We start from the raw sequence: 11,757 nt of genomic DNA, 5'->3' as shown, positions 1-11,757 counted from the left end.
GGAGATTCGGGCCGTCTGTGATGAGTGTGGCGTTAAAACTGGGTGGGTTCGAATATGAGTGACTCAGACAGCGATCCTACTGAGGAACAGACGTCCGAAGTATCGCTCTCAGTCTCGACACTCGGTAACGGGAAGACGATGTCGAAGGCCCGCGAGACGACGCAACTCGACGAGCGTCGCATCGCGATCGACGCTGGCCTCGGGATCCAGCCGCCGTACAACCCGGAGACGCTGGCTACTCCTTCACGAAATTGCCGTGCTCATCCCTTGCGATGGCGTCCACCGTTTCCTTCCCGTGGTGTGATAGATGCTCCTCGATGGGAAGCACTTCGAGGTTCTCAGACCGGTCGTCAATGGGGTGGCTGTTCTTGTGGTGAACGTGCGTCGAGTCGTCGAAGACATCGTCTGCAGCGTTGTCGAGGAGAGCAACCAACTGCGACAATAGGAACGTCCGCTCCTCGCCGTACTCGACGAACTGGAACCAAATCCGGCCGCTCGAAATCGCCTTGGTCAGGTTCGACGCATACCGTGTGCGAATTCCTTCGGCCGAGGACCGCGTCTCGATGCCGTGTTTCTCCAACATCCACCAGATGCCTGGCTGCTCAACATCTTCCCAGCGTTCGGCTATCTGGAACGTCGATAACTTCTCCTCGTGATACAACCGCTCCAGAAGTTCAGGATCGTCCCAGGGAAGATTCCCACACCCGGTCCGGTGGCCCGCATACGACTTTACGTTATCAAACTCCCTACCACAATCTTCACAGACTCTTTCGGCCATGTATAACACTCTATCCACAGAATAATAAAACTCAGGGATTCAATGTGACGCACACACAGGAGGTACTTCGATGAGCGACGATAGTAGCGAGGTCAGTCTGAGCGTTTCCACGCTTGGGAACGAGCCTCCGCAGAATAAGGCAGCTGAAACGACGCAACTCGACGAGCGCCGAATCGCGATCGACGCCGGCCTCGGGATCCAACCGCCCTACGATCCTGCTGTCTTAGGATCATTTCTGGAATTAAACGAGACCCACCAGGCATGCATCCGAAAGAAGTCCCGGTACGAGGTCGGATACGGCTTCAAGATCGTCCAACACCCCCAAGCCGACGACCCTGATCCGGACGGGGATGCCCACGACGCCGTCGAGACTTTCTGGCACGGCGCCACCTCGAGCTGGCAGATCGGGCCCGAAGGCACGGCCGCCTCAACTCCCGAAGAGGTCCTCGAACTCGGCCGGCAGGACTATCACGGGATCGGCTGGGCTGCACTCGAGATCCTCGTCGAGGGCGACGGCACACCGATCGGGCTGGCCCACGTTCCGGCGACGACGGTCCGCGTCCGGAAGTCATCCAGCACAGTCAGAACCGAAGATGGCGAGGAACAGGAGGTCATCGAGAAAGGGCACGGCTATCTCCAGGTTCGACAGGGCCGCCGTCGGTACTTCGGTGAAGCCGGCGATCGCTACGGTGACGACAAGATCTTCGTCGACAAGGAGACCGGCGAGACTGCTTCGAGCGCCAGCGAACTCAAGAACGATCCCGCGAACGAACTCATCTACATCCCGAACCCGTCGCCACTTTCGCTGTACTACGGCATCCCCGACTGGGTCGCTGCTATGCAGACGATGGGCGCTGACCAGGCGGCGAAGGAGTGGAATCACGACGTCTTCGACCATCACGGCATCCCGTACTACGTCGTCAAGGTCACCGGCGGAACGCTCACGGAGGACTCGAAGGACGAACTCCGGAATCTGATGGACAACCTCAAAGGTACACGCTACAGGACGGCGATCCTCGAGGTCGAAGAGTTCGAGCAGAAAACCGACCTGGAGGGAGAGGACGGAAACGACATCGAGATCGAGCTGGTCCCAGTCGGTTCTCGCGAGGATCTCGATATGGAATTCCAGGCTTTTCGGGAGCGCAACGAACACGAGATCGCGAAGGTCCACGAGGTCCCGCCGATCCTGATCAACGTCACCGACACCTCGAACCGGTCGAACTCGAAAGAGCAGGTCCGCGAATTTGCCGAGGACGTCATCGCTCCCGAGCAAAAGAAGTTCGAAGCCCGACTCTACAAGATCCTTCACCAGACCGCCCTTGGCGTCGACGACTGGACGATCCAGTTCGAGCTCAGGGGAGCTGATCGGCCAGAGAAAAACGCTCGAGTGGCCCGCAACCGCGTCGCCGCTGCTGGCCGGGCAGTTACCGTCGACGAAGCCCGCGAGGCCGCTGGCTGGGATCCGCTGCCCGACGATCACCCTGTCGACGGCGATACGCTACTCACTGATCTCGACGGTGGCTCTACCGAGCAGCCTGATCGGCCGCCATCGCTCGAGGAGCAACTCCCTCCGGAAGAAAACAAGATCGGGGAACGTGACTGGGCCGACGTCGAGGCTGATCTGGTTGACAAAGATCCGATTGAGCAAACACAGTTCAACAGCTCAAACCTGGATGAGGGACTGTACGACTTTGGCGAGCGAGAACTGTATCTCTCGTTCAAACGCGAGGACGGACAGAACTCTCTATACGCCTACGTCGATGTCCCGGCTTCGACTTGGTCGTCACTCGTCAACGCCGGCAGTCACGGATCCTATCACTATGAGAATATACGCCTCAGTTATCCGTATATCGAAGTGACGAACTTCCATTCGAGGCTGCCAGAGGGTCCGATGCCGGACTCGGACGAAATGCCAGATGACATTCCTGGGGGGATATAGATGGGGATCGTCAAGAACATCAAGTCCGCGCTGTTCCAGCAGCCGACGATCGATCTCCAGTCGTTTCTCATCAACAAGGGTCGCGGCTTCACGGTCTCGAACCGGCACACCGCTGGCCTCGGAAACGGCGAGAGTATCTACCTATTCGTCAACAACCCCGCCGGGAGCGGCTACGACTATGACATCGTCCTCCTGCCGCGGGCGAGTGGCCGGGCAGAGATCGACGTCTCGTTCAACGCCGACGCAGGCGACACGGGCGAGGCAGTGACGGCCCACAACCTACAGTCGGGGTCGCCGCGGACGTTCAGCGGCTCCGTCGAGCGGAGTACGACCGGTGATACGGGGACGCTTCCTTCTCACGGGACGACGTTCCTGGAGGACTTCGTCCCCGGGAGCGGGATGGGGACGAACGTGGCAGCCCAGATCGTCGACTCGATTGCGTTCACCGTCGACGAAGGTGAAAACAAATTGCTCGAGCTGCGGAACGCCTCGGGCGGCAACGTCGACTGGATCGGCATGAACGTCGTCATCTTCGAGGTGGACGGCACGTACAAGCAACACCGCTGATCCTCCGCGACCTGCCGATGACCCAGGAAGCACCCGACTCCCCTGGACAGAAGGCTTGACCGGGAGATTCTGACCATGACCAACAAAAACCAAGAGCGCGGCGAGAAGCGTGGCGTCCTCTCTACCGGTCGAGCCCGGAAACTCCAGGACGCCGACGCGGACGCCGCCGACGAAGATGAACAGGAGGACTGACGCATGCCTCCGGTAACGAAGGCAGGCGGCGAGCAGTTCCGAAAGGACGTCGAGTTCGTCACGAAGGACGACGACGAACAGATCGCCGCCGGTATCGTGATGGTCCCCGACAAGGCGGACCTCCAGAACGACTTCGCCCGCGAGGAGACCATCCGCGGGTTCGCCAACCAGTTCGAGGCGTTCGTCGATGCCGGCGAGGCAGGCGGCGGCATCATGCATGCCGTCTTCCCCGACGGATGGATGGAACTCGAGCGAAACGAGGTCCTCGACGAGTCCGAAGAGATCGGCGGGCAGACCGTTGATGCCGGTGCGTGGGTCCAGGAGTGGCGTATCAACGAGGGCGCGCTCTGGGAGCTCATCGCTGACGGCATCCTCGAGGGCTACTCGATCGGGGCTATCCAAGTCGACTGGAACGGCCCGTACGAGACAGACGAAGTCGACGACGTCGCGATCCCCGACGATCTCGGCGAGGACGCCCTCGTCTGGGAGCTCACCGACGGGATGATCCGCGAGGTCTCGGCCGTCGACATCCCGGCGGTCCCCGATGCCCAGATCCTCGAGACGAAAGCCGACGCGGAGAAGCGCCTCGGCGACTACCTCGGCGATCCCGACGGCTTCCTCGAGGAGGCCCAGCAGCGCGGTCACTCCGAATCGGAGGCCGAACGGCTCTGGGACGTCCTCAACGAGGCGGTCGCCGTCGACGGCTCGGCCGAGCCAGGCGAGAAGAGCATCTTCCACCGTATCGGCAAGGCCGCGGTGGACACGTTCCTCGGCGCCGACGACGGTGCGAGCGTCGCCGAGACGCCCAACGAAGACCCACGGAAGGACCGCGGCACGGAGACCGCCAAGGAGGGACGTACCCTCTCGACGTCGAACCGGCACTCGTTGTACGCGACGATCGATGCCTCGCTGGACATCCTCCAGGACGCCGGCGTCGATCACGGCATGACGCGCTTCACCGATCGCGAAGACACGACGTTCGATCTCTCCGAGCACAGCGCCCGGACGTGGTCGACTCCCGACGAGGACGACGAAGACGAGGACGAGGAGGAAGAGGAAGCGGACGACAAGCACGCCACCGGCGGCGACACGCCGAACGACTCAGACACTATTGACATGACTGACAAAAACGAAGATGATCCGATGGCCGACGCCCCTGACTGGGCGAAGGCCCTCAATGACCGTATCGACGACCTCGAGAGCAACAAAGACGCCGACACCGGCGACGCTGACGATCCGATGGCTGACGCCCCCAAGTGGGCGAAGAGCCTCGACGAACGCGTCAACGAGATCGAGGAAAAGGCCATCGACGACAGCGAAGACAAGGAGAAGCCCGAGTGGGCGAAGAACCTCGAGGCGCGTATCGACGAGATTTCGAAACAGACCGGTACCGACACGCAGCAGATCGGGAAGGTCGAAAACGAGGAGAACGAGAAGGGCAGCGGCTTCACGCTGGACCCGCGGAAGGCACGAGGTAACTAACGATGAGCATTCACTCTACCCGAACGCAGAACGAAAAGGCACTCGAGAAACTCGACACCACGGACATGGCCGGCGGCGTCCTGCCGCGTGACCTGTTCGAGGAGTGGTACCAGAAGGTCGTCGACTCGGCGACCATGCTCGAGGGGGCCCGCACGGAGGATCTCCCGCGACCGCAGATGGACCTCCCGCGTATCAGCGTCGGCGAGCGCATGCGTCGCGCCTCCGCAGAAAATGATGGCGACTCCGGCTCGGGCGAGGTCAACACCGACGCCGTGAGCCTGGACGTCGAGAAGGGAACACTCTCGTACGATCTTTCTCGAGAGTCCGTCGACGACACGCTCGACAACGTCGACGAGATCGTCCTGGACATGCTGGCTCGCCAGTTTGCCGTCGACACTCAGGACCTCGGGATCAACGGCGACGAGTCCAGCGGAGACGCGTTCATCAACCAGAACGACGGCTGGCTGAAGATCCTATCGAACTCGTCGGATACAGCCACTTACGACCACACCGACGGAAACGGCAACGCCCAGCCGGTCGACACGTCGCTGTTCGACCAGTCGATCCAGGCGATGCCGAACAAGTACCTCCGGTCGGACCGGTTCGAGCCTGTGTTCTACATGAACGAGAACAAGGTCCAGCAGTACCGGATGGCGCTGACCGAGCGCGAGGACCCGCTGGGATCGGCCGTGATCTTCGGCGACGAGGACATCACGCCGTTCTCGTATGACGTCGTCGGCGTCGCTGCGTGGCCGGAAGACACGGCAGTGTTCACGCACCCGCAGAACTTCGTCTACGGTCTCTACGACGAGGTCGAGATCCGCGTCCTCACGAACACGGACAAGGTCGCCGAGAACGACCTCTTCGCTCGCTACTTCATGCGCGTTCGCGACGACTTCGCGATCGAGGACGAAGAGGCGGCAGTCCACGTCACGGGCATCCAGACCTAAGGAGGACCGTAGATGACAACCACTAACGAGAAGATTCGCCGACGGTACGAGGACGGTGAGTCGCTCAACGATGGCGCACCCGGAAACGTCACGACCGATGCGCCTGCCAACGCGGCGGATACGGTCGTCGGCGAGGACACGGACGTCCACGTCGTCACCGCCGACGGGACCAACACGGTCGATCTCTCGAACGCAGAAACGGAAGGTCGTGAGGTCACCGTCGTCCACAAGGGCGGCGCCAACACACCGACGCTGTCGTTTGCCGACGCGGACTTCGTCGGGACTGGACCATCGAACATGACGGCAGCAGGTGCAACGGCGACCGTCCGCAACATCGACGGCACGGCTTCGGGCTGGGTCGTCGTCGCCACCGGGAGTGCCTAACGATGCCTCGAGTACGCTACACAGCTGACGGAGGACGGTATCGCACCGGCGGTGTGACCTTCGAGCCCGGAGATGAGGGCGACGTCGCTCCTGGCCTGGCCGACCATCTCGTCGAGAACGTCGGAGACTTCGAGTACGTCGACGACGGCCCCGAAGACGACGTCGAAGAGGAGAACGCAGGAGACGATGCAGAAGGCGACGAGAGCGAGGACTCGGCCGACGATGACGGTGCCGAGACGAAGAACTCGGTCGTCACTGCGCCTGAAGAATTCACCATCGATGACATCGAAGCCGAACTCGAGACTGGCGACTGGGATGACCATCTCGAGACGCTTCGCGAGAACGAGGAAGCGGGCAAGGATCGCGCTGGTGTCTACGACGCGATCGGCGTCCGTCGTGCCGAGATCGAGGGGTAACCCATGCCCGCATGGAACGCCAGCACCACCATCGCGGACTCGAAGACATTCGCCGCTGCGGAGACGGCGACCGCCTCGATCGACGGCTATCACACACCGGCGATCTGTGTCGATCTCGAGAACCTCGAAGGGAACGCTGACGACACACTGACGATCGAGATTGTGGGCGACGTCGGCACCTACGAAGTGGATAGCCGGACGCTCTCGGAGACCGGAACCTACATCGTCGACGTCCCGCAGGCCGACATGATGCGCCTGACCAGTACGAACGGGACAACGATCAGTGCCGAAGCGCGGAACAACCCGCGGTGATCTAAATGGCCACAGGGTACTGTACGCTCGAGGACGTCCGGCGGGCGCTCCGGAAAGCTCAGTTGCCGGGGGACGTCTCCCAAGACAAGCAGATCGCCGTCGACGCGATCGCCGCGGAGACCGAACCGCTCGAGAAGTCGTTGAAGCGCCACTGGTACGCCCCCACCGGTTCCGACATCCTGAGCGAGGCGACCGACATCGACATCCCCACTGAGCCAAAGTCAAGGGACGATGAGGAGGACATCCCTACTGGTGGGGCCCACCTCGTCGGCGAGCCAGCCACTCCGAAAACGTGGCAGGATGACTATACTCGGATCGAACTCGCTCGTCGTGATGCCGAGTCGACCACCGAGCTCCTCGTTCGAGATAGCGATGGTGGGTACACCGATTGGGTGGCAAGCAACGACTACGACGGTGGCCCGTGGCCTGGTGCACTCGGACAGGATTACGTCCTGCGAGTGAACAACGGCGGGTGGACGCATCTGTACCTGGACACGACGAACTTCCTCAAAGAAGACGCTGACGAGGATGACGAGTACTACCTCGACTCGTTTTCGAACGCAGTCTACGTCACCTTCGACTACGGCCACGAAGGGATCCCGCGGAACGTCCGCCGGGCTGTTGCGTTGCGTGCCGGCGCCGAGCTCGTTGAGGAGGCCGTGATTTCAATCCCAGAAAACGCGACGCTCTACAACGTCGAGACCAAGGCCGACGAGATGCGCACGAAGGCCAACGAACTCCTCGAGGTGTATCTCTGATGGAATATTGTACGTTCCTCTTTGTTCTCTCAGCCACGTTCGCCTTCGCGGCGTTCGTGGCTCTCCTGACGTCCAGAGAACGAGAGGTGAAGGCTCGAGTTGCGGAGACGTACGATGAAGACCCTCGGGGAGAGACGCCCGATCTCGGCGAGTATGATGCACACGAATCCTGGAGGGTCTAACTGATGGCAACACTTGAGAGTGGCTTCACCTCGAAACTCGAGCAGGCCGTCCTGGACGACGTCGAGCAGAAGGCCAGAGACGATATCGGCCCGCGGCTGATCGAGGTCGCCAAGGAGAACTGGCAGGCGTACGCCTCGCGCCACGACTACGATATAGATCACATCTGGGAGGACGTCGAGGGCCCGATTGTCGAGCGAGACGGTGACAGCGTCTCGATCCGTATTGAGTGGCCCGGCCTTACGGCCCTGTTCGAGTGGGGCGTTGATCCCCACACGATCGAGGGGAATCCGATGCTCCACTTCTACTGGGAGGAAATCGGCCAGTGGGTCAAAACGGAGAGCGTTAACTGGGGAAGTGAGACGGGCGGCATCCCGGAGTCGCGGGCGATCCGCGACGCGCTCGACCAACTCGAGGGGGAGCTGTAGATGGCTGTCCAGGACGAAGTCACGTGGGTCCTCGAGACGATCAAAACGAACTGGCCTGGCGACTGGCCAGCCGACCAGGACGGGACCGAGCGTTTGTACCGAGTCAACCGCGACGAGCCGAAGGTTCTCGAGACGGGAGAACGGACCAAAGGGGTCGAGTTCACGAGGGCATCCGCGCTCGGTGCCTCGCTGGGCTCTCGGATCCCCGAGGTCGCCGGCCCGGACAACCGCCGGCGCGTCACAACAATCGTCGACTGTCGGCTCAAGGGGCTGACGTCGCAGGATGGCGAGTGGGGCCACGTCGACTCGAGTACCAACGCCAAGCAACTCGCCCTTTACGCACAGAACGCGATCCAGCAGGAACTCTCCTACCCGACGGTCGACCCCGACGCCGATCCGATCGGTCGCGTGGCTTATCACACAGTGACCGTCGGCGAGCCGACTGACCGCAGCCAGGAGTGGCAGGATGAGTTCTTCTGGACGTGGACGGCCGAACTCACCGGCTACGAAACAATCTAAACCATGATACGACACACGCACACTGACGGAGGGATAGTATGACGGGCGCCGGATCGGCAACCGTCGCGTACGCACTCGAGCAGTCCTACATGGGCTCGCTCGTCGATAGCGATAGTGACGGTAGCCCGGACTGGATCCAGCCCGGGATGGACATCACGGTCGGCGATCTCACGGTCGAGCAGGCGCTCGAGCGCAGTCGCCACCCGGACGACCCGACGCCGGCAGGCTCTCGCGAGGGCAACTTCGAGGGCGCGCTGTCGGTGTCGTTTTCGATGACCGACGACAACTTCCATGACCTCATCTTCGCCGACGGTGGGACGGCGCTGCCGACTTCGCCGATGCGCGCACCGTCGTCGACGTGGTACTGCGCGGCCGAGATGCCCGACGGGACGACCGAGACGCGGACACCGACCGGCGCGATCGTTCCGGACGCGACGATCAGCTACGAACAGGGTAGCGATATCACGGTCGAACTGACGCTGCTGTACGGCGACGAGCCGAGTGATGTAACAGCCCCCAGCACCGTCCAGAAGCCGTCCGATGCAGACGTCTTCTCGTGGCATGGCGCGACCTTCAAGGTCGACACACTCAACCAGCCTCTCATGCAGTCGACGACGCTCTCGCTGTCTGGGCTGGCACGGTTCCGGCGCGGTCAGGATCGCCACCCGTATGACGCTGTCGTCGACGCGATAGAGCCGTCATTCTCGACGGACGCTACCTTCACGGAGCGCGACCAGCTCGCTGCAGCAGTCGACAACTCCCGAGATGGGCCCGTCGGCAAGGTTCCGGCGACCCTCTCGTTCGCGAACGGCCAGGGAACGACGATCGAGTACAGTCTGACGGATTGCCAGCCGGCGTCATACTCGTGGGCTGATCTCGTCGCTGCGAACGCTGATCTGTCGGAACCCATCGACTACCACGTTACGGATGTGTCGGCGACGACGACCACTGCCTAACCCATGCTCACAACCGAAACCTACGAACTCGGCGCCGAGTTCGAGAAGCTGAATGATCGTATCGATGAGCTCGACGAGAGCCTCAAGGAGTTGGAAGAAGGGACGGACGAGTACACGGCGACCGAAAGCCGCCGCGATCGGCTCCGGTACTTCCGGAACGGCCTTGAGTGGCAGCGTGACGAAGAGGAGTGGGGTGCCGACACCGAGATCGAACTCGGTGCGATGACCGCAGGTGAGCGGGCGATGATGTATCGTGAAATTCCCGAGGTTGCGGACGAAGACGAGCGAACCCTCTGGTTCACCGCCGCCAGCACGGCCAACGCACCGTACGGCGGCTCCGACGAGGAGCTCAAAGAGACGTTCTCGTCCCTTGCTAACTGTCATCCGGCGTTCGCAGACTGGCTCGAGGCGAAGACCAACTCGCTCAGCGTCGCAGGTGGTCCGGGAAACAGGTCCTCGACGTCCTCGACAGAGACCATGACCGAAGCCTCAGAGACCTCGACGGGCAAGCGAAACTCGACTACTACATCGTCGTCGGACTCGCCCACGGCATGAGCTACGAGGATGTCCTCGAGGTACCGCTCGACTATCTGAAACTGCTCGACGCCTACGCGGCGTCACGCCCACTTCTGTAACCGACTATGTCCGCATCAGATGACGGCTTCGAAACGACCGCCACGCTCGAGGTCGAGTTAGACGACCGGTCGGTCAACACCGTCAAGCAGCAACTGGAGTCCGAGCTCGGGACGACCGAGGTAGGCGTTGCTGATGGTGGGGCGATGTCTGCCCAAGTCGCAACGGACGGTGCTGGTGGCGGTCGCGAACGCCGCCGGCGGCGCCGCGAGTACCGCTGGGCCCGTGAACGGACCGACTACCTCGAAGAGACCGTCTCGTACCTCGAAGAGATCGAAGACAAAGTCGGAGAGGGTGACGGTGGCCTTCTCAGCGATCTCCTCGGCGGTGGCGCGATTGGCGGTCTCCTCGGCGGCGCCGGTGGCGTTGTTGGCGGTGCAGGGGGTGGCGTTGCGACAGGGATCGGCGCTGCCGTCGGATCCGCTGTCGGGTCAGCAGTCGGCGATGCAATTTCCGGCGAAAAGGTCGAAGTCAAAGAACCGGACTGGACGCCGTTGGAGGTGAAAAAGCCCGAGAACGCCCTCGAGGTAGATCACCCTGAAGAGCCGTATGCGGTTGATCACCCAGAAAACCCCTACGCGGTCGAGGATCCGAGTCCATTAGGGGTGGAAGATCCAAGTTCACTAAGTGTCAACGACCCCAGCCCGCTTGATGTCGACGACCCGTCCCCCCTCCAAGTAGAGGAGGTTGATCCACTCCCAGTCGAGGATGTTGACCCGGTCGAGATTTCAGTCGATGTGACGACAGGAGGATCTGAAGGGGTGAAGCAGCCAAAGGTTGGTAATAAGCCATCCATCGAAACGTCTGACGGCGGTGACGATGGCGGAATAATTTCTGATTTCCGCGACGAGCTGAATCCGACAAAAGACGGCCCGATATCCGGGTATTTCGATAAGACCGACCCGTCTAAACAGTTAGACGACGCCGGCGATGAATTGAATCCAACGGAACATGGCCCGGCCTCTCGGTACATGACCGATAACAGTCCATTTGCAACCGACTCCACCGGCGAAGACGCCTCCACCCAACGCTCTCGGCCAGCGAACTCAAACAGGGGTCCAACCACAACGACGGTAAAAACGTCTGTCGACCCACGTCCGGCTGACATCGATGCCAGCGTGGGGCCGATCGACGTCAACGTTCGCGATCTAGACCGAATGGTCGACCAAGTTGTTGACGCGGTCGAGGAGCGTGTTGAAGAGGTCAGGAATGATCTCGAGGACCAAATCGACGACCTCAAACGAGAAATGTCGAGAGGGTAAT

General features: G+C 61.5%; 15 protein-coding genes. 14 read left to right on the top strand and 1 reads right to left on the bottom strand.

The features are described from left to right. Positions 1 to 235 precede the first annotated feature (235 nt). A complete protein-coding gene (locus HYG82_RS43920) occupies positions 236 to 778 on the bottom strand; it encodes a hypothetical protein (RefSeq protein WP_235218312.1) in 543 nt (180 codons plus the stop codon). A gap of 70 nt (positions 779 to 848) precedes the next feature. Between HYG82_RS43920 and HYG82_RS43915 the strand changes: the two genes are divergently transcribed. The 14 genes from HYG82_RS43915 to HYG82_RS43850 all read left to right on the top strand — a co-directional run bounded on the left by HYG82_RS43915 (position 849) and on the right by HYG82_RS43850 (position 11,756). After that, positions 849 to 2,717: a phage portal protein gene (locus HYG82_RS43915; protein WP_235218311.1), complete on the top strand. Its 1,869-nt coding sequence runs from the start codon at positions 849 to 851 to the stop codon at positions 2,715 to 2,717. After that, positions 2,718 to 3,284: a hypothetical protein gene (locus tag HYG82_RS43910; RefSeq protein ID WP_235218310.1), complete on the top strand. Its 567-nt coding sequence runs from the start codon at positions 2,718 to 2,720 to the stop codon at positions 3,282 to 3,284. Positions 3,285 to 3,479: 195 nt separating this feature from the next. Further along, positions 3,480 to 4,958, top strand: coding sequence for an XkdF-like putative serine protease domain-containing protein (locus tag HYG82_RS43905; protein ID WP_235218309.1), 1,479 nt, complete (start codon positions 3,480 to 3,482; stop codon positions 4,956 to 4,958). A 2-nt stretch (positions 4,959 to 4,960) separates the two neighbouring features. Beyond that, on the top strand, positions 4,961 to 5,908 hold the full coding sequence (locus HYG82_RS43900; RefSeq protein WP_235218308.1) for a phage major capsid protein: 948 nt from the start codon (positions 4,961 to 4,963) through the stop codon (positions 5,906 to 5,908). Positions 5,909 to 5,920: 12 nt separating this feature from the next. Further along, on the top strand, positions 5,921 to 6,292 hold the full coding sequence (locus tag HYG82_RS43895; RefSeq protein ID WP_235218307.1) for a hypothetical protein: 372 nt from the start codon (positions 5,921 to 5,923) through the stop codon (positions 6,290 to 6,292). Positions 6,293 to 6,294: 2 nt separating this feature from the next. After that, positions 6,295 to 6,708, top strand: a complete 414-nt coding sequence (locus HYG82_RS43890; RefSeq protein WP_235218306.1) for a hypothetical protein — start codon at positions 6,295 to 6,297, stop codon at positions 6,706 to 6,708. A gap of 3 nt (positions 6,709 to 6,711) precedes the next feature. Further along, the gene (locus HYG82_RS43885; RefSeq protein WP_235218305.1) at positions 6,712 to 7,020 is read left to right on the top strand and encodes a hypothetical protein; all 309 of its coding nucleotides are present in this window, start codon (positions 6,712 to 6,714) and stop codon (positions 7,018 to 7,020) included. Positions 7,021 to 7,025: 5 nt separating this feature from the next. After that, complete coding sequence (locus tag HYG82_RS43880; protein ID WP_235218304.1) at positions 7,026 to 7,778, top strand: hypothetical protein; 753 nt, start codon at positions 7,026 to 7,028, stop codon at positions 7,776 to 7,778. Next, positions 7,778 to 7,960 (top strand): hypothetical protein, encoded by a 183-nt coding sequence (locus HYG82_RS43875; protein WP_235218303.1) that lies wholly within the window; start codon positions 7,778 to 7,780, stop codon positions 7,958 to 7,960. The genes HYG82_RS43880 and HYG82_RS43875 overlap by 1 nt, the downstream gene beginning before the upstream one ends. A 3-nt stretch (positions 7,961 to 7,963) precedes the next feature. Further along, positions 7,964 to 8,386, top strand: coding sequence for a hypothetical protein (locus HYG82_RS43870; RefSeq protein ID WP_235218302.1), 423 nt, complete (start codon positions 7,964 to 7,966; stop codon positions 8,384 to 8,386). Continuing rightward, positions 8,387 to 8,905, top strand: coding sequence for a hypothetical protein (locus tag HYG82_RS43865; protein WP_235218301.1), 519 nt, complete (start codon positions 8,387 to 8,389; stop codon positions 8,903 to 8,905). A gap of 38 nt (positions 8,906 to 8,943) precedes the next feature. Further along, complete coding sequence (locus HYG82_RS43860) at positions 8,944 to 9,861, top strand: phage tail tube protein (RefSeq protein WP_235218300.1); 918 nt, start codon at positions 8,944 to 8,946, stop codon at positions 9,859 to 9,861. A 3-nt stretch (positions 9,862 to 9,864) separates the two neighbouring features. Further along, positions 9,865 to 10,416, top strand: coding sequence for a hypothetical protein (locus HYG82_RS43855; protein ID WP_235218299.1), 552 nt, complete (start codon positions 9,865 to 9,867; stop codon positions 10,414 to 10,416). 86 nt (positions 10,417 to 10,502) lie between these two features. Next, positions 10,503 to 11,756, top strand: coding sequence for a hypothetical protein (locus HYG82_RS43850; protein WP_235218298.1), 1,254 nt, complete (start codon positions 10,503 to 10,505; stop codon positions 11,754 to 11,756). Position 11,757: the final 1 nt, after the last annotated feature.

This window comes from Natrinema halophilum, assembly GCF_013402815.2.
Lineage (GTDB): Archaea > Halobacteriota > Halobacteria > Halobacteriales > Natrialbaceae > Natrinema > Natrinema halophilum.
Note: the sequence above shows the minus strand (reverse complement) of the source record. Positions and strands in the feature narration are given on the sequence as shown.

Bases quoted from the DNA above. Each gene is read 5' to 3' on its own strand.
- HYG82_RS43865 (WP_235218301.1), top strand. From the start codon at position 8,387: ATGGCTGTCCAGGACGAAGTCACGTGGGTCCTCGAGACGATCAAAACG.
- HYG82_RS43900 (WP_235218308.1), top strand. From the start codon at position 4,961: ATGAGCATTCACTCTACCCGAACGCAGAACGAAAAGGCACTCGAGAAA.
- HYG82_RS43885 (WP_235218305.1), top strand. From the start codon at position 6,712: ATGCCCGCATGGAACGCCAGCACCACCATCGCGGACTCGAAGACATTC.
- HYG82_RS43905 (WP_235218309.1), top strand. From the start codon at position 3,480: ATGCCTCCGGTAACGAAGGCAGGCGGCGAGCAGTTCCGAAAGGACGTC.
- HYG82_RS43890 (WP_235218306.1), top strand. From the start codon at position 6,295: ATGCCTCGAGTACGCTACACAGCTGACGGAGGACGGTATCGCACCGGC.
- HYG82_RS43855 (WP_235218299.1), top strand. From the start codon at position 9,865: ATGCTCACAACCGAAACCTACGAACTCGGCGCCGAGTTCGAGAAGCTG.
- HYG82_RS43895 (WP_235218307.1), top strand. From the start codon at position 5,921: ATGACAACCACTAACGAGAAGATTCGCCGACGGTACGAGGACGGTGAG.
- HYG82_RS43880 (WP_235218304.1), top strand. From the start codon at position 7,026: ATGGCCACAGGGTACTGTACGCTCGAGGACGTCCGGCGGGCGCTCCGG.
- HYG82_RS43875 (WP_235218303.1), top strand. From the start codon at position 7,778: ATGGAATATTGTACGTTCCTCTTTGTTCTCTCAGCCACGTTCGCCTTC.
- HYG82_RS43870 (WP_235218302.1), top strand. From the start codon at position 7,964: ATGGCAACACTTGAGAGTGGCTTCACCTCGAAACTCGAGCAGGCCGTC.
- HYG82_RS43860 (WP_235218300.1), top strand. From the start codon at position 8,944: ATGACGGGCGCCGGATCGGCAACCGTCGCGTACGCACTCGAGCAGTCC.
- HYG82_RS43910 (WP_235218310.1), top strand. From the start codon at position 2,718: ATGGGGATCGTCAAGAACATCAAGTCCGCGCTGTTCCAGCAGCCGACG.
- HYG82_RS43915 (WP_235218311.1), top strand. From the start codon at position 849: ATGAGCGACGATAGTAGCGAGGTCAGTCTGAGCGTTTCCACGCTTGGG.
- HYG82_RS43850 (WP_235218298.1), top strand. From the start codon at position 10,503: ATGTCCGCATCAGATGACGGCTTCGAAACGACCGCCACGCTCGAGGTC.
- HYG82_RS43920 (WP_235218312.1), bottom strand. From the start codon at position 778: ATGGCCGAAAGAGTCTGTGAAGATTGTGGTAGGGAGTTTGATAACGTA.